Below are 18693 nucleotides of genomic sequence, written 5' to 3'. Positions count from 1 at the left end.
AGGCATATATGCATAAAATACAACAAATTATAAGTAACTACAAGGATGGAATACATGATGGGATAGTATCTGTATGCTGCTCTAATAAATTCGTAATTGAAGCAGCTATGGATAAGTTAAGAGATAAGGATATAGCATTACTTGTAGAAGCAACTGCAAATCAAGTAGATCAATTTGGTGGATATACAGGAATGAAGCCATCGGAATATAGAAAATTTATTTTAGAACTTTGTAAGAAAAATAATTTTCCGGAAGATAGGGTCGTATTAGGGGGAGACCACTTAGGTCCATTAACTTGGAGAGATATAGATCCAGAGCAAGCTATGGAAAATGCTAAGGAGTTAATAAGACAATATGTAATGGCTGGATTTACTAAAATTCATATAGATACAAGTATGAAGATAAAGGGTGATTCAGAAAATAATGATTTTGGTGATGAAATAATAGCTGATAGAGCAGGTATATTATGTAGTGTGGCAGAAAGTGCTTATAAAGAATTACTTAAAGAAAATAAGGATGCCATTCACCCTATTTATGTAATAGGAAGTGAAGTTCCAATACCTGGCGGTGCAGAAGGAGAAGAAGGGGAAGAAGAAGAAGGAATAAGTGTTACAAAGGTTGAAAACTTCAAAACAACTATTGAAACATTTAAGGAGGCTTTTAAAAGGCATAATGTTGAGAGTGCATTTGATTATGTTGTGGCAGTAGTGGTACAACCTGGGGTTGAGTTTAGTTCGGAAACTGTATGTGAATATGATAGGGAAAAAGCCAAAAAATTATCTGAAGCTATTAAGGAATATGATTCTATATTATTTGAAGCACATTCTACTGACTACCAAACTAAATATGCTTTAAGAGAAATGGTTGAGGATGGATTTGTAATACTTAAAGTTGGTCCAGAATTAACATTTGGATTTAGAGAAGGAGCTTTTGCATTAAATTGTATTGAAGAAGAACTATTACAGTATAATGATAAATTCGAATTATCAAGATTTAGAGAAATATTAGATTTTGAAATGGTTAAGGATTCAAGGCAATGGGAAAAGCATTATGTTGGATCTGGCAGAAAAGTAAAGTTAGAAAGAAAGTATAGTTTATCGGATAGATGTAGGTATTATATGCCAAATGAAGAGGTTGATTTTGCCTTAAATAAAATGCTTGATAATCTATCAAAAGTAGACATGCCATTACCATTAATAAGTCAGTATCTTCCTAATCAATATAGGTTAATTAGAGAGGGTAAATTAGAAAATAATCCTATAGAGCTATTAAAAAGCAAAATAGGAGAATACATTGATGATTATTTATATGCAATCAGGAAGTAGCAAGAAGATTTTTTTATAAGAGTTATGCTTAAAAACATATATAATACTAACCTTGTAAAGCTAGTATTATATATGTTTAAAATATATAAAATTAAGGAGGGAGGATTAGGTATTAGAATATAGAATTAAGGAGGAGGTTTATGTGTTAAAAAGAAAAAATAGGTATGACTTTTTAAGAAGACTTGCAGGATTATGTTTACCAATATGTATGGCTGTAACACTTGTGCCACCAAGTATAGTATCTGCTGCTAGTAATAGTGAAACAATTGCATTATTAGAATCAGAAATATCAAGATTGGGGCTAGAGGTTATAGGAAAAGTTACTGAAATTAAAAAGGACAAAGATGTAGTAAATATTAAATTGTCCACTGGAGAATCTATAAGGATTAGCTTTTTAGAGGATAATGTATTTAGATTATACATGGATCCTAAAGGGGAATTCCAAGAGTATCCAACACCTAATGCAGAAGACCATACTACAAAAATAATTGATAAAGAGTTAGATGAGTATAAGTCTGAATATGGGGTTATTGATGTAAATGTTGATGATTCTGATAGCAAGGTTTATAAAATATCTACAAATTCAATTGAATTAAGAATAGATAAAGAAACATCTATTATGGAACTATATGACAAGGTAAATGATAAGGTTGTTTGGTCAGAAGCAAAACCACTTATGTATTCTGATAAAAAAACAGTACAAACATTAAAAACTAAGAATGATGAGTATTTCTATGGTGGAGGGCAACAAAATGGTTATTTCTCTCATAAGAATACTTCAATAAATATTGCAATTGGAGGAGGATGGGATGCAGGTGCAGCATCAAGTCCATCACCATTTTATATAAGTACTGAAGGGTATGGAGTAATGCGTAATACTTTTAAGCCTGGAAAGTATGATTTCTTTGAAGAAGCAAGTTTATCCCATGATGAAGGAAGATTTGATGCATACTATTTTGTGGGGGGGAATGTACCAAATGTAATTGAAAGTTACACAGAACTTACAGGAAGACCAGCAATGATGCCCGAGTATGGATTCTATTTAGGACATGCAGATTGTTTTAATGGTACCCATAATGGACTTGGGGATGATAGAGAGCTTTTAGGTAAAGGATTAGATACACTTAAGAGTTATGGTACAAACGATATGCCTCTTGGATGGTTCTTACCAAACGATGGCTATGGTTGTGGTTATGGTGGATTAGATAATTTAGAAAAGTTTGTGAATGCTGCCAAAGAAGAAAACGTTAACGTAGGATTATGGACTCAAAGTAATTTATATCCAGATGAAAGCTTACCAGAAGACAGTCCATTACGTCGTGACTTAGATGGTGAAGTAAAAGCTGGTGTTAGAGCAATAAAAACAGATGTTGCTTGGGTTGGCTATGGTTATTCAATGGCTTTAAATGCTACAAGGCAAGCAGCTGAAGGTATTGAGAAAGAAGAAAATTCAGGCGGTGCACGTCCATTTGTAATTTCATTAGATGGATGGGCAGGAACTCAAAGGTATGCGGGATTATGGTCTGGAGACCAATATGGAGGAAATTGGGAATATATTAGAATGCATATTCCAACTTATATTGGTTCTGGATTATCAGGAAACCCTAACGTAGGGTCAGATATGGATGGAATATTTGGTGGAGCACCAGTAATTCAAACACGTGATTTCCAATGGAAAGCATTTACACCTATACAAATTGATATGGATGGATGGGCAGGAACTAGTAACAAGAAGACTCCTTGGAACTATGGAGAACCATACGCATCAATTAATAGAATGTATTTAAAATTAAAGGCAGAAATGATGCCATATATTTATACAAATGCAGCTGAATCATCAAAAACTGGCTTACCTATGGTAAGAGCTATGATGTTAGAATATCCAGATGATCCATATACTTACGGTACTCAAACACAGTATCAATATATGTGGGGGCCAAATTTATTAGTTGCTCCTGTATATAACGAAGAAGATAACAATAATAATGTAAGAAATGGAATATATCTTCCTGATGAAGACCAAATTTGGATTGATTATTTTACTGGAGAACAATATAAAGGTGGACAAGTAATTAATAATTTTGATGCTCCACTATGGAAAGCACCTGTATTTGTTAAGAATGGTGCAATAATTCCTATGGCTCCAGAAAACAATTCAATTAATGAACTTGATGGTTCTGAAAATAGAATATTTGATGTGTATCCATCAGGATCTACAGAATTTACTATGTATGAAGATGACGGAAAAACAATTGATTATAAGGAAGGGAAGAACACAACAACAAAAGTTACCTCAGAAGTTAATGGTGAATCAGTAAAGGTTACCGTAAATAAAGCAGAAGGTAAAGGCTATGAAGGAATGGTTGCTAATAGGGGTACAGAAGTAATAATAAATACTCGTAAGGCACCAGAAAAAGTTACTGTAAAAGTTGGAGGAAAAAATGTAGAATTAACTCCAGTTACATCTGAAGAAGATTATAATAATGGAGAAAATGTATACTTCTATAATGAAAAACCAAACTTAAATAAATATTCAACAGAAGGTTCAGAATTTGCTAAACAAGAAATTATAACTTCTCCGAAGTTATATGTTAAAGTTGGCAAAACAGATATAACTAAGAATTCAGTGGAAGTAAATGTAGATGGGTTTGATAATACTCAAATAAAAGAAGAAGTTGATTCAGAAGTACCATCAGTACCAACTAATTTAGTGGCTCAAGATGAAAATATTACTGATACTGCTATAACATTAAATTGGAATAAAGTTAATGGAGAAAATGTTTCATATGATTTAATGATAGATGGAACTATTTATAGTAATATTTTTACCAATACTAATGGTGAAGAACCTTTCTTTACACATAAGGATTTAACTCAAGATACAGCCCATACTTATAGAGTAAGAGCTACAAATACTAAGGGTTCATCTGAGTGGAGTGAGGAATTAACAGTAAAAACAAAACTAGATAGATATAGAAATGTTCCTAAAAATATGACTGCAACAGCAGATAGTTATCAGCCAGGAAGTGGTCCTGAAAATGCTGTTGATGGAAAGGATAATACTCAATGGCATACAGAATGGGGAACTGGAAATGTCTTACCTCATACATTTACTATTGACATGAAGTTAGCATATCAATTAGATAAATTTGAGTATACACCAAGACAAGATTCAGGTAATGGAACTATTACAAAGTATGATTTAGATGTAAGTTTAGATGGAAAAACTTATGTGAATATAGTTAAAGATGGCAAGTGGGATAGAAGTGCAGATGTGAAAACAGTTGATTTTGGTAAGAATGTCTATGCTAGATATATAAAACTAACTATAAAGGAAGCTGTAGGTGGTTTTGGTAGTGCTCAAGAATTTAGACCTTACATGGTAGATGGAACAAAAGGTCAAGTTGTTGGTGAAAATATACCAAATGGCGTAATTGATGATGATGATTTAACATTCTTTGCAAGTTATATGGGTGTTAATAAGGATGATACAGCATGGGAGCAAGTATCTAAGGTTGATATAAACTACAATGGTGTAATAGATGCTTATGACCTAGCTTATGTAGCAGGACAACTTGGAGAGTCTCCATTAGTACCAACAGGTATTGAAATGAAGGGCGTATTAAATATAAGACCAAGTAAAAAGGAACTAAAGTCAGGAGAAGAGTTTACTGTAGAAATAGTAGGACAAGGATTACAAGATATTAATGCATTTAACTTGGAGATGATTTTAGATCCTCATAAGTATGAAGTTGTAAAAGAATGTAATGCAGATGGAACTTGTGGCACAACTGTTGTTAGTGCAACAGAAGCAACAGATAATATGCTTAATTACTCAATACTTGCAGGAGTAGGAAAGCCACAACAACGTATATTTGCAGCCTTCTCTAATAAAGGAAATGGAAAAACTTTAAATGGAAGCAATGTATTAGCTAAGATTAAGTTAAAAGCTAAACAAGATATTACTTTTGATATGGAAATTTCAGATTCTTTATTGGTAGATACAAGCTTTAATGTTATTACTAAGAAAGGAATTGTTTTAGATCCAGATACTGAGATTCCAGAAGAAAAGCCAGAATATATAAAATTGACTAATGAAGATATGACTGTTTCTGGTGATGGAAGTATGATGCAAGGCGGAGATGCTGCATTTGGAAAGCTTATTGATGGAGTAGTTAGTGAAGACTCTTTAGCAGAACTTATATGGAACAATACAGAAGAGAGTGGTAAGAAGCTACCTTTATCAGTAGATTTTAAATTTAATAAGCCACAATCAATTAGTAATATTACAGTATTTAATAGACCACAGTATACAAATGGTAAAATTAAAAAGTTATCTATAAAAGGATTTGGTGTCGATGGAACTGAATATGATTTAGGAACAAAGACAGTAGAGCCAAATGAAGCTTATGTTAAATTCGATATAGATCCAATAAATGAATTAAGCAAGGTTCAAGTAGTATTTGAAGAATCCCATAGTGGTCCATTAATGCTATCTGTAGCAGAAGTTGAATTTATTGCTAAGACAAATAATGAACCAGAAAAACCAAGTGTTGATAAAACAGCTCTTGAAAATAAGATAAAAGAAGCAGAAGCTATAGACTTAAGTAAATACACAGATGAAACTGTAAATGTATTTAAGGAAAAATTGAATGATGCAAAAGCTATAAGAGATGCTGTAGATGCAACACAAGAAGCCGTAAATAATGCATTACAGTCACTAAATGACTCAATAGCAGGCCTTGAAGAAAAACCAGTACAGCCAAGCGTTGATAAAACTGCTCTTGAAAATAAGATAAAAGAGGCAGAAGCTATAGACTTAAGTAAATACACAGATGAAACTGTAAATGTATTTAAGGAAAAATTAAATGATGCAAAAGCTGTAAGAGATGATGCAAAGGCAACACAAGAAGCTGTAAATAATGCATTACAGTCACTAAATGACTCAATAAAAGCTCTTGAAGAAAAACCAGTACAGCCAAGCGTTGATAAAACTGCTCTTGAAAATAAGATAAAAGAAGCAGAAGCTATAGATTTAGCTAAATATACAGATAAATCTGTAAGCGAATTTAATGAAAAATTATCAATAGCAAAAGAGGTCTTAGCAAATGAGGCTTCAAGTCAAAATGAAGTTAATAAAGCTTTAGAGGATTTAAATAAAGCAATTGATAAATTAGAGGTTAAAGAAGAGTCATCCAAGCCTTCAAAACCTTCAGAACCATCAAATCCATCAGGGGATAGTAGTGATGGTGAAACTGTTAAGACTGGTGATACACAAGGAAGTAAGATTCTTTTATTTGGGTCATTAGCTATTATTGCAGGAGTAGCTGGTGTATATTTTAGAAAGAAAAAGACAGTGGAATAAGATTAAATAGTGTAGTAAGGCTATGTTTATTAAGAAGAAATAGAAAAACTTCTTGAATAAATGATCATTGAATAAGAAGTTATAAGAAAGAGCTTCCTTATAATAAAAGAATTATAAGGAGGTTCTTTTTATTAAGAGAAGGTATATGATTTTATAGTATTGAATATTTGTCCAAAATAAAAAGTATAAAATTTTAACTTATTTATGCAATGTAAAAAAATGTAAAGTGTGATATAAATTTTATTATAGGTACTGTGCAAATAAGCTATGCCTAAATACTTAAACAATACTAACTTTTCGAAGATAGTATTGTCTAAGAGTAAAATAAGAATAAGGAGGCGTTAATTTTAAAACGAAAAAACAAGATTAAAGTAAGAGTTTTACTCTATGATACTAGTACAATCAAGTATTGAGATGAAGGTAAACCCATAAAAATTAAAGGAAGGAGAAGAATGGTATGATAAGAAAATCAAAAAGATATTTATCTGCAATGATTACAGGTGCTATGATACTGTCTAATATGCTAGGTCCAATAAGTGTATCGGCTGAAACTAGTGCATCCAAAGTAACAGCTATTGAAAAGGTTAATACTGACTATGAGATATATCCTTCACCACAGAGTGTAGAATATGAAGAGGGAAGTTTTAATTTTGGTAGTGATGTAAACGTTGTTTATGAGAAAGGGATAGATAATTATACTAAGTCTAGACTTGAAGATGAGATTCTAAAGGCTCATAGCATTTCTTATGAAGTTTCAGACACAAACCAAATTATAAATGGTAAGACGAATATTTTAGTAGGGGTTTATGGTTCTGATGAAGCTGTTGATAAGTATGCAGAGAAATATGCCTTATCGACAGAAAATCTTTTTAGTAAAACAGATTCTTATTTTTTAGTATCTGATAATAATGTTATTACTGTTCTTGGAAAAGATACAGATTCTGCATTTTATGGATTAACAACTTTATATCATATATTTAATCAAGTAACTGATAATGAAATAAGAAACTTCAAAATAGAAGATTATGCAAATGTAGTAACTCGTGGATTTATAGAAGGTTACTATGGAAATCCTTGGTCAGTTCAAGATAGATCAGATCTTATGAATTATGGTGGATATTATAAGTTAAATGCTTATTTTTATGCACCAAAGGATGATCCAAAGCATAGAGTTCAATGGCGTTCGCTATATACTGAAGATGAGCTTAAGTGGATTAAACAATTAGCAGATGCAGGTAATGCTTCTAAATGTAGATTTGTTTATGGAATTCACCCATTTCCAGGAAATGATGCTTTTGGAATAGGAAAAGATGAAGCTGGATATCAGAAGGATTTAGCGGATTTAAAATCTAAACTTAAACAAGTTATTGATCAAGGTGTTAGACAAGTTGCCATCTTAGCGGATGATTTTGCTAATCCAGGTGGAGAACTAGGACTTAGATTAGTAAATGACATAACTAATTGGTTAGAAAATGAAGTAAGACTTGAGTATCCTGATATGAAAACTACATTACCATATGTTCCTTATGATTATATGGGAAATGGATCAGGTGTTGAGTTTACATCTTTAAAAGAAGCACCAAAAAATGTACAACTTGTACAAACAGGTGGAAGAGTTTGGGGAGAAGTGACTCAAAATTTCTCTCAAACATTTAAGAATAACACAGGTAGAGCTCCATATTATTGGATTAACTGGCCATGTTCAGATAACTCTAAGAGTCATTTAATAATGGGTGGTAATGATACGTTCTTGCATCCAGGTGTTGATTCAACACTTATAGAAGGAATAATGTTAAATCCAATGCAACAATCAGAAGCAAATAAATCAGCTCTATTTGCAGTTGCAGATTATTCATGGAATATATGGGATACAAAGGAGCAAGCAGATAAGAACTGGAATGATTCATTTAAATATATGGATCATAATACAGCCATAGAAACAGAGGCTTCAGCTGCTTTGCGTGAAATAAGTAAACACATGATTAATCAAAATATGGACAATCGTGTTACAGCATTACAAGAATCTATTGAGTTAGCACCAAAATTAAAGGCTTTCAAGGAAAAGTGTGATTCTGGAGTTAATGTTAAAGATGATGCATTACTATTAATAAAGGAATTTACAAAGCTTAAAGATGCGGCTAATTATTATAAGAATAATCCAGGAAATAAAAAAACAAGGGATCAAATAATTTATTGGTTAAATTGTTGGGAAGACACAACAACTGCAGCAATTGAATACTTAAAAGCTATTATTGCAAATGAAGAAGGCAATAGAAGTGAATTATGGTCTCATTATTCAGAAGCTCAATCATCCTTTGAAGAATCAAAAACTTATGGATTTAATTATGTAGACCATACAGAATATGCAGAAGTAGGAGTTCAGCATATTGTACCATTTATAAACAATATGCAATCTTTTTTAGCTCCAATAGTTTCTGGTATAGTTGATCCATCTAAGGTTATCACTACAGTTATAACTAATAGAAGTGATACTCCAACAGGAGATTTAAATAATATTTTGGATAATAATCCTTCTACAGAAGTTGTTTACAAGAATCCAAATACAATATCAGAAGGAACTTACATTGGAGTTAAATATAATAAAGTAATTAATATTAAAGATATAGAATTCTCCTTGGGAGCTATTTCAAATCAAAATGATACAATGCAAGAAGCTAAGATTCAATACACATTAGACGGAAAAACTTGGTTAGATTTAGAACAAGGCAAAGTTTATTCTATGCCACAAAAAATTACTATAGATGGATTAAACTTAGATGCAATGGGGGTTCGTGTTATTGCAACTAAACCGAGAACAAATACTTGGTTTGGAATTAAAGATATTATAATTAATAAAGATAATATTGTAGAACAACCAGATATTAATCCAACTATAATAAAAACTTCAAGTTGGAATGGAATTCATTCGGGTAGTGAGTCTGATTTATTTGATGGTGATGATTCTACAGATGTTTGGTATAAAACTAATGATGGAGATATGACTTATGCTGGAGATTTCGTTGGAGTTGATTTAGGAAAAGTAGTTCCAGTGGGAGAGGTTAGATTTGTACTTGGAAGAAATGGTTCAGCTGATAAATGGACTAGTTATAAACTAGAGTATTCAACAGATAATTTAAATTGGACAAAATTTAAAGAATATACTGGTAAAGATTCTGGACAAGATGTTATTGAGGAAAACTTTGATGGAAAAGAAGCTAGATATATTAGATTAACTAATGAAGTAGACCTTCATAAGTGGATAATATTATCAGAAATCAGTGTTGAAAAGCATGGTGCAGATGCATCAACAAAAAATGTTTATACTAATACTAATTTAGAGCTTTTATCAACTTTTGAAAATGAGGAGTTAACTAAATTAAATCCAAAAGAAAATATAATATTACATGCAAACGAATATATAGGAATTAAATTGAATAGAATTAAAGATTTAAGTGAAATTTTAGTAGAGGTATCAAATGAAGATGGATTAAGTTTACAAACATCTATGAATGGAGTAGAGTGGACCAATATCAAAATCAATGATAATAGTAAACTACAGGATGCTAGATATGTAAGATTATTAGCTAGTAAGGATGTAACGTTTAGTTTAAATAAATTTGAAGTTAAATCTAATGAAATATATGAACCATCTTTAGAATCAGCATTTACTAAAATTAATGGTAAAGTTAGAAGTATATTTGATAAAAACTTTAGTACATCAGCATCATTTGATGCATCACCAATAAAAGATGGAAGTATAGTATTTGATTTAGGTCAAACAATTAATGTGAAAAACCTTACTTATGCTGTGCTAGATACAGAAAAAGATTATTTAAGAGATGCTAAGTTCCAAATATCTAATGATGGTGAAAGTTGGACAGATGTAATTACTATTGGTGATGGAAAAGAGAATGATAATAGTGATATAAACTCTAAACCAGTTGAAGCTGGATATTCTCATGGAGATAGTACAACAATAGTACCAATTTCTCATGCTTTTGTAAGGAGAGAGTTGGATACAACTAAAGAAGCTAGATATTTAAGAATATTGTTTACTGCAGATTATAAGTATAGATGGGTTAAAATAAGTGAAATTTTAATAAATGATGGCGAGTATATTCCAACTATTAATGACCCAACTTATATATCAGATCCAATAGAGTTAGAAGGGTTTGCACCAAGAAATATTAACGATGGAGATTTAACTACAGTATATAAGCCAAATACAAATAATGATAAAATAAAATCAGGAAGCTTAACTTATCGTTTATCTGAAAAAACTGATGTTAAGAAGATAAATATTGTTCAAGGTGGAAATTCTATATCAAATGCAAAGGTTATGGTTAGAACAGGATATAATGAATATGGAGAAGCTATTTGGAATGAGCTTGGAATTTTAAATAAAAGCTTAACTGAACTTGTAAATAGTAAGTATGATAATATTTTTGAAATTAGGATTGATTGGCAAGGTATAGCTCCTACTATATATGAAATAGTAACAATAAATGACTATAACGTTCCTGATATAACTGATTTAGAAGAATTAGTGGCATCTTCTAATAAATATGTAGAAGAAAATTACACAAAAGCAAGTTATGGTAAATTTATAGAAGCATTAGAAAAAGCAAAAGATATATTAAACGACTTAGCAAGTGTATCTCAAGATGATATAGATAATGCTAAATTAAATTTAATAAATTCAATTACAGAATTAGTTAATATTAAGGATTTAGTGGATGTAATTAATAGAGCAAATTCTATTATTGAAAGCAATGTAGAATATACAGAAGAAACTATACAAGCACTTAAAGAGATGTTAGATAATGCAAAAAAAGTTTTAGCAAATGAAGTTTCAACTCAAGATGAAGTTAATAAAGCTTTAGAAGATTTAAATAAAGCAATTGATAATTTAGAAGTTAAAGAAGAGCCAGCTAAGCCTTCAAAACCTTCAAATCCATCAGGGGATAATGCTGATGGTGAAACTGTTAAGACTGGTGATACACAGGGAAGTAAAGTTCTTTTGTTTGCATCAATAGCTATCATTGCAGGAATAGCTTGTGTATACTTTAGAAAGAAAAAGACGGTAAAATAATATTAGAAGGGGGATAGTACATTATCCCTCTTTTGTACATAATGGAGGAATAGTTATGAAGAAGTTTATTTTTATAGCAGCATCTATATGTTTAATATTTGGAGTTATAGCATGCACTAATAATGATATTAATAATAAAAAAGAAACACAGGATGTAGAAACTGCTGAAGAATTAAATTTTAAGAGTGTATCCCTATCTGAAATATCAAATTTAATAGAAGAAGATAAGGATAAAATAATATATTTTTCAAGAAAAACCTGTGATAGATGTCTTCAACTAGATAAAAATTTGGAGCAAGTGTTAGATAAGAATTCACAAGAAAAAATATATTTATTTGATACAGATAAGGCTAGAAATGAAAATAATGAATTAATGAAAGAAATATTAAAAGAAGTAAAAGTTGAAAGCGTTCCAACAATAATCTATTTTGAAGGAAATATTGAAAAGGATAGATATGATACATTAGGAGGAGTAGATGAGTTAGAAGGGTGGTTTAATGGTAAGATATAAATAGTTTAGTATGAGTGGATATTTCTTTTTCTGTGACTTAAGTTTTTGTCATAGGATAAGCAAATATCCACTCAATTTTTTTAATTTTAAGTATAGTAGTATAATAAGAAGTTAAGAGGAAATGAATTAAAATAATACACAGTATGAGAGTAGGGAGAATAGCATTGGCGATTAATAAATTAGAAATATTAGAAAAATACTTTGGATATAAGAGTTTTAGAAGAGGACAGGAAAAAATAATAGATGAGATATTAAAGGGAAATGATGCTCTTGCTATTATGCCAACAGGGGGAGGGAAGTCACTTTGTTACCAAATTCCAGCCTTAATGTTAGATTGGATAACAATAGTAATTTCACCTCTTATATCTCTTATGAAAGACCAAGTAGATACATTAAATTCAGTAGGTATTAACTCTGCATTTTTAAATAGCTCTTTGTCTACCTATGAGTTTAATGAGGTTATAAATGGAATTGTAAATAATAAATATAAAATTATATACGTTGCGCCTGAAAGACTAAACTCAAATGAATTTATTACAGTTATAACTCAAATGAAGATAGCTCAAGTGGCTATTGATGAAGCGCACTGTGTGTCTCAATGGGGACATGATTTTAGGGTTAGTTATAAAGGAATTGCAACATTTATTGATAAGCTTATAGAAAGACCAATAATAACAGCATTTACAGCTACAGCATCTGAAGAGGTAAGAAATGATATTGTAAATTTATTAAAACTTAGGGAACCTAAGATATTTGTTACTGGATTTGATAGAGAGAATTTAAGAATAAATATTGTTAAGGGTTCAGATAAAAAGAAGTTTTTAGTTAACTACATTAAAAATAATCCTAAAGATTCAGGGATAATATATGCTGCTACAAGAAAAGAAGTTGAGAGTATTTATGACTTATTAAAGAAAAACAAGATTAGTGTTGGAAAATATCATGCTGGGTTATCAAATGATGAAAGAATAAAAAGTCAGGAAGAGTTTATAAATGATGATACTAATATAATAGTTGCAACAAATGCTTTTGGAATGGGTATTGATAAGCCTAACATAAGATATGTTATTCATTATAATATGCCTAAGAATATTGAAGGGTATTATCAAGAGATAGGAAGAGCTGGTAGAGATGGTGAACCAAGTGAGTGTGTTATGCTTTTTTCACCAGCAGACGTTATTACTCAAAAGTATTTAATTGAAGTAAGTACTGAAGACCCTCTAAGAAAGAATAAACAATATAAAAAGCTTCAACAAATGATGAGTTTAGTTTATATAAATAGTTGCTATAGAAAATATATTTTGAATTATTTTGGTGATACCTATGAAGGTGAATGTGATAATTGCAGTAACTGTTTAAATAAAGGTGAAGTTAGGGACAAAACTATAGATGCTCAAAAAGTTATATCCTGTATTCATAAAATGAAAAGAAGCTTTGGAGTTGGTATGATAGTAGATGTTCTTAGAGGTTCTAAGAATAAAAAACTTTTAAATCTAGGATTTAATGAATTAAGTACTTATGGAATAATGAAAGAATACTCTAGTGATGGTTTAAAAGAGTTTATTAACATTTTAATTGCCCATGGATATTTAGAAGTAAATGAGGAGTTTTCTACAGTTGCTCTAAATAATTTATCTTATAAGGTTGTAAAAGGAGAAATTAAAGTTCTATTAAAGGATGTTAATATTGAAAGTAATAGAGTAGAAATTAATGATTTATTTGATAAGTTATCTTCATTGAGACGTGAAATAGCACAGGAAGAAAAGAAGGCTCCATATATGATATTTGGTGATGGAACTTTAAGAGAGATGAGTGTTAAGTATCCTATAGATAAAGAGGAAATGCTTAAGGTATCTGGTGTTGGAGAAATTAAGTATGAAAGATATGGAGAAAGATTTATAGAAATTATTAAGGAGTATGTTATTGATAATAATATAAAAAAGGAAGTAGCTATAGATAATAAAGAACCTGAGGAAATAGAAGATGATTATTTTGAAGTTAATAGTGATAAAGAATTATTAGAAAGACTTATTAAATTAAGAGAAGGCTTTGCAAATAAGTTAAATCTTCCTGTATCAATGATTTTAAGCAAAAATACCTTGAAAGAGATAAGTGGACGTTATCCTAATACCCTAGATAAGCTTAAGGATATAGGAGGAATTGGGCCAAAGAAAATAGAGGAATATGGTGATTCAATAATTGAAGAAGTAGATAATTATATTATTGAAAAGGGCCTTAATCCTACTTGGAAAGAGAAGAAGAGAAAGAAGCTTATTATAGATGGAGAAACTAGAAGTGCATCAGAGATAACCTTAGATAGACTTAATATGGGTGAAGAAATAGAAAGTGTATCAGAAGATATGGAAATATCAATTTCAACAATTCTTGGATATGTTACAGATTATATAAAGTCTACTGGGGATAGTAGTATAAAAATAGATTTAGATAAATATTACAATAAAGAGGATGAAGAAATAATATTAAATGCTATAAATAAACATGGAATAAATAAAATTCAAGTTATTAAAAAAGCTTTACCAGATTATATTAAATATGAGTGTATTAGAGCTGTAATATTGAAAAGAAAAATTATGCAAGAATAATTATAGGCCAATGATAAAAATATCATTGGCTGTTGTATTTTGGAGTATTGACTTAGAGTTCACTCCAAGTAGTAAAATTATAGTAATTTATATTTAATATTGGGAGGTTACAATGAAGAAAACACTTTATTTAATGAGACATGGACAAACCTTATTTAATTTAAGAAGAAAGGTTCAAGGGGCTTGTGATTCGCCGTTGACACAAGAAGGGATTAGACAAGCAACCTTAGCCAAGAATTATTTTAAGGAAAATGGTATAGAATTTGATCATGCATATTCATCAACTCAAGAAAGAGCATGTGATACATTAGAGATAATTACAGACATGGAATATGTTAGACTTAAAGGGTTAAAAGAATGGAATTTTGGAACTTTTGAAGGGGAAAGTGAGGATTTGAATCCTAAGAATAAAAAAGGTGGAACCTATGGAGATTTTTTTGTTCAGTATAATGGTGAAGAAGATTTAGAAGTTCAAAAAAGAATGAATAAAACTCTTACAGAAATTATGAATAAGGAAGATCATGAAACTGTACTAGCTGTAAGTCATGGTGGTGCATGTTTCATGTTCTTAAGAAAATGGGAAGATCTTTCTAAGAGGGACAAAATACATTTTACTAATTGTTGTATTTTAAAGTTCGAATTTGAAGATAATGAGTTTAAATTTATAGAAGTTATTGATCCTTTGAAAAATGTAGTATAATATTTCTTAGAAATTAAGAGCCACTATAGATTGTAATTTCTAAATATTATAAATGAGGGACATGATGATATGACAGTAGAATTAGAGAAGTACTATAATAAATTTTGCGAAGATAAAAGATTAACTAGAAAGCATGGACAAGTGGAATATATAACATCTATGAAGTATATTCATGAATATCTAAAGGAAAATGAGAATGCCAAGATTCTAGATGTAGGTGCAGGGACTGGAAGATATTCTGTTCAACTAGCTAACGAAGGATATGATGTTACAGCAGTGGAACTTGTAAAGCATAATTTAGGTGTTTTAAAGTCAAAAGGAAGTACTGTAAAGGCTTATCAAGGAACTGCATTAGACCTATCAAGGTTCTCAGAAAATACCTTTGATATGACTTTAGTGTTTGGACCAATGTATCATTTATATACAATTGAGGACAAAATAAAAGCGCTACAAGAAGCTAAGAGAGTAACAAAGGTTGGCGGAGTTATCTTAGTAGCTTATTGTATGAATGAATATAGCATATTAACATATGGATTTAAGGAAAACCATATAAAAGAGTCTATTGCGAAGGGGAAGGTGAGCAAAGATTTTCATGTTATATCAGAGCCAGAAGATTTATATGATTATGTAAGAATTGAAGATATTGATAAAGTTAATGAAGGTGCAGGAGTAAAAAGAATAAAGCTAATCTCTGCTGACGGTCCAGCTAACTATATGCGTCCAATTTTAAATTCTATGGATGAAGAAACATATAAGCTTTTTATTGAGTACCACCTTTCAACTTGTGAAAGAGCGGATTTACTAGGAGCAAGTGCTCATACATTAGATATTTTAAGAAAAGAATAAGATCTTATAAAATGACAGTATAAAAAAGTACTGTCATTTTTTATTCTTTTGGATATTATGGTTATTATTAATTTGTGGATAACTTCAACAATTTTGGGTTTGCAGTGAATTTCTAAATATATACATTAATGTAAAATATAATAGGTTAAATACTTGATAAACAGGAGAAAATGATATAAAATATTAATTAATAGAAATTATTGGTTAATAAATGCAAGTAAGATTCATTTTATATAAAGGGGGAGAAGGAAATGAATGTTTTAATAGGAATTTTAATTCCGCTCTTAGGTACAGCATTAGGTGCAGCCGGTGTTTATGCCATGAAGAAGGAAATGAATAAAAAGATTAATAAAATACTTCTTGGATTTGCTTCTGGCGTTATGATGGCAGCGTCAGTATGGTCATTAATTATTCCTGCAATAGATATGTCTAGTGGAATGGGGAAGCTCTCTTTCGTGCCAGCAGCGGTTGGAGTAATGAGTGGGATTCTATTTTTATTTTCTTTAGATAAGGTAATTCCACATCTTCATGTAGATAGTGATAAACCAGAAGGTACAAATAAATATAGCTTAAAGAAGACTACAAAGCTTGTATTAGCAGTAGTACTTCATAATATTCCAGAGGGGATGGCTGTGGGAGTTGTTTTTGCATCAATCCTAAATGGGGGAGATACAATAACTCTTACTTCTGCTTTTGCACTTTCTATAGGAATAGCAATACAGAATTTTCCTGAAGGTGCAATAATATCAATGCCTCTTAAAAGTGAAGGGTTAAGTAAAAATAAAGCATTTCTTTATGGTGCTTTATCAGGCATAGTAGAACCTATAGGAGCAGCAATTACAATAGCATTTTCTAGTATTATTACTCCTATAATGCCATATCTTCTTTCTTTTGCAGCAGGAGCAATGATATTTGTTGTAGTTGAAGAGTTAATTCCTGAAGCGGCAGAAGGAAATTCATCAGATATTAGTGCAATAGCTTTTTCTATAGGGTTTGTAATTATGATGATTTTAGATGTAGCATTATCATAGATAAGGAGGGTAAGCTATGAGATTGGTTATTATAAGACATGGAGAAAGTGAATGGAATAAATTAAACTTATTTACAGGGTGGAGTGATGTAGATTTATCTCCAGAAGGAAAAATAGAAGCAAGATTAGCCGGAAAAGCTTTAAATGAAGAAGAAATTGATTTTGATGTTTGTTATACTTCGTATTTAAAGAGAGCTATCCATACTTTAAATTTGGTATTAGAAGAAATGAATAGAGATTGGCTTCCTGTTATTAAATCATACAAATTAAATGAAAGGCATTATGGTGCATTGCAAGGATTAAACAAAGCTGAGACTGCTAAGAAATATGGAGAAAAGCAAGTTAAAATATGGAGAAGGTCATTTTCTGTAAGACCTCCAGTTTTAGATGAGACAAGCAATCAGAATCCTAAAAAGCAAGTACAATATAGTGGTATAAATAGGGACGAATTGCCTCTTTGTGAAAGTTTAGAAGACACAATAAATAGAGTTGTTCCTTATTTTAATAATGTTATAAAAAAGGACATGCTATCAGGTAGAAGAGTATTAATTGTAGCACATGGTAATTCAATAAGGTCACTAGTAAAATATTTTGAAAATCTTTCAGAAGAGGAAATATTAGAAGTAAATATACCTACAGGCACTCCATTAGTATATGAATTTGATGATGATTTTAGGGTTATAGAAAAGCACTATTTAGGTGATGAAGAGGAAATTGCAAAAAAGACTAATAGTGTATTAAATCAGGGAAGTATTAAAAATAAGGAAATAGAGACCGTATAATAGTTATAGGAGGATGGGAGCAAATGAAATATTTTATTGTTGAAGGTATGCTTAAAGATTCTAGCCCAATAAATGATGATATTATGAAAAAACATATGGCTTATACTCAAAAAGCAATGGATAAAGGATTAATATTAATGTCTGGATTAAAAGATGATATGAGTGGTGGAATATTTGTTATGAAGGCAGAATCTAGTGAAGATGTAGAGAAGTATTTGTCTGAAGAACCTTTTAAGGTTTTTGGTCTACAAGATTATAATGTTATAGAATTTTCAGTTCATTATTTCAACCAATTGCCTAATGAATGGTTTAGCAAATAATATGCAAAAATATTAAAAGAATAGATTGTTATTACCTTATAGAAATATCGTATTATTCAAAATAGAATATACGATATTTTTTATTATAATTATGATTATAATTGGAATTCTTTTTCTGG

10 protein-coding genes are annotated in these 18693 nt (G+C 30.5%); all 10 read left to right on the top strand.

From position 1 onward, the window contains the following. The first annotated feature begins 8 nt into the window (after nucleotides 1–8). The 10 genes from I4V16_RS09125 to I4V16_RS09080 all read left to right on the top strand — a co-directional run bounded on the left by I4V16_RS09125 (nucleotide 9) and on the right by I4V16_RS09080 (nucleotide 18574). The gene (locus tag I4V16_RS09125) at nucleotides 9–1325 is read left to right on the top strand and encodes a class II D-tagatose-bisphosphate aldolase, non-catalytic subunit (protein WP_049179611.1); all 1317 of its coding nucleotides are present in this window, start codon (nucleotides 9–11) and stop codon (nucleotides 1323–1325) included. Nucleotides 1326–1467: 142 nt separating this feature from the next. Continuing rightward, the gene (locus I4V16_RS09120) at nucleotides 1468–6690 is read left to right on the top strand and encodes a discoidin domain-containing protein (RefSeq protein ID WP_195966656.1); all 5223 of its coding nucleotides are present in this window, start codon (nucleotides 1468–1470) and stop codon (nucleotides 6688–6690) included. A gap of 457 nt (nucleotides 6691–7147) precedes the next feature. After that, a complete protein-coding gene (locus I4V16_RS09115) occupies nucleotides 7148–11782 on the top strand; it encodes a beta-N-acetylglucosaminidase domain-containing protein (protein ID WP_195963557.1) in 4635 nt (1544 codons plus the stop codon). A gap of 55 nt (nucleotides 11783–11837) precedes the next feature. After that, nucleotides 11838–12293, top strand: a complete 456-nt coding sequence (locus I4V16_RS09110) for a thioredoxin family protein (RefSeq protein WP_049178088.1) — start codon at nucleotides 11838–11840, stop codon at nucleotides 12291–12293. A 143-nt stretch (nucleotides 12294–12436) separates the two neighbouring features. Next, nucleotides 12437–14896, top strand: coding sequence for a DNA helicase RecQ (recQ, locus tag I4V16_RS09105; protein ID WP_195966655.1), 2460 nt, complete (start codon nucleotides 12437–12439; stop codon nucleotides 14894–14896). 112 nt (nucleotides 14897–15008) lie between these two features. After that, complete coding sequence (locus I4V16_RS09100) at nucleotides 15009–15596, top strand: histidine phosphatase family protein (RefSeq protein ID WP_195966654.1); 588 nt, start codon at nucleotides 15009–15011, stop codon at nucleotides 15594–15596. A 69-nt stretch (nucleotides 15597–15665) separates the two neighbouring features. Next, nucleotides 15666–16442, top strand: coding sequence for a class I SAM-dependent methyltransferase (locus I4V16_RS09095; RefSeq protein ID WP_195966653.1), 777 nt, complete (start codon nucleotides 15666–15668; stop codon nucleotides 16440–16442). A gap of 251 nt (nucleotides 16443–16693) precedes the next feature. Continuing rightward, nucleotides 16694–17473, top strand: a complete 780-nt coding sequence (locus I4V16_RS09090) for a ZIP family metal transporter (protein WP_195966652.1) — start codon at nucleotides 16694–16696, stop codon at nucleotides 17471–17473. 16 nt (nucleotides 17474–17489) lie between these two features. Next, complete coding sequence (gene gpmA, locus I4V16_RS09085; RefSeq protein WP_195966651.1) at nucleotides 17490–18254, top strand: 2,3-diphosphoglycerate-dependent phosphoglycerate mutase; 765 nt, start codon at nucleotides 17490–17492, stop codon at nucleotides 18252–18254. 23 nt (nucleotides 18255–18277) lie between these two features. Further along, nucleotides 18278–18574 (top strand): YciI family protein, encoded by a 297-nt coding sequence (locus I4V16_RS09080; RefSeq protein ID WP_195966650.1) that lies wholly within the window; start codon nucleotides 18278–18280, stop codon nucleotides 18572–18574. Nucleotides 18575–18693: the final 119 nt, after the last annotated feature.

Source organism: Clostridium sp. 1001283B150210_160208_E6 (assembly GCF_015669365.1).
In the GTDB taxonomy this organism is placed as follows: domain Bacteria; phylum Bacillota; class Clostridia; order Clostridiales; family Clostridiaceae; genus Clostridium; species Clostridium paraputrificum.
Note: the sequence above shows the minus strand (reverse complement) of the source record. Positions and strands in the feature narration are given on the sequence as shown.

Excerpts from the sequence above, each read along its gene's own strand:
- I4V16_RS09125 (WP_049179611.1), top strand. The coding sequence starts at position 9 with ATGCATAAAATACAACAAATTATAAGTAACTACAAGGATGGAATACAT.
- I4V16_RS09115 (WP_195963557.1), top strand. The coding sequence starts at position 7,148 with ATGATAAGAAAATCAAAAAGATATTTATCTGCAATGATTACAGGTGCT.
- I4V16_RS09110 (WP_049178088.1), top strand. The coding sequence starts at position 11,838 with ATGAAGAAGTTTATTTTTATAGCAGCATCTATATGTTTAATATTTGGA.
- recQ (WP_195966655.1), top strand. The coding sequence starts at position 12,437 with ATGAGAGTAGGGAGAATAGCATTGGCGATTAATAAATTAGAAATATTA.
- I4V16_RS09100 (WP_195966654.1), top strand. The coding sequence starts at position 15,009 with ATGAAGAAAACACTTTATTTAATGAGACATGGACAAACCTTATTTAAT.
- I4V16_RS09095 (WP_195966653.1), top strand. The coding sequence starts at position 15,666 with ATGACAGTAGAATTAGAGAAGTACTATAATAAATTTTGCGAAGATAAA.
- I4V16_RS09090 (WP_195966652.1), top strand. The coding sequence starts at position 16,694 with ATGAATGTTTTAATAGGAATTTTAATTCCGCTCTTAGGTACAGCATTA.
- gpmA (WP_195966651.1), top strand. The coding sequence starts at position 17,490 with ATGAGATTGGTTATTATAAGACATGGAGAAAGTGAATGGAATAAATTA.
- I4V16_RS09080 (WP_195966650.1), top strand. The coding sequence starts at position 18,278 with ATGAAATATTTTATTGTTGAAGGTATGCTTAAAGATTCTAGCCCAATA.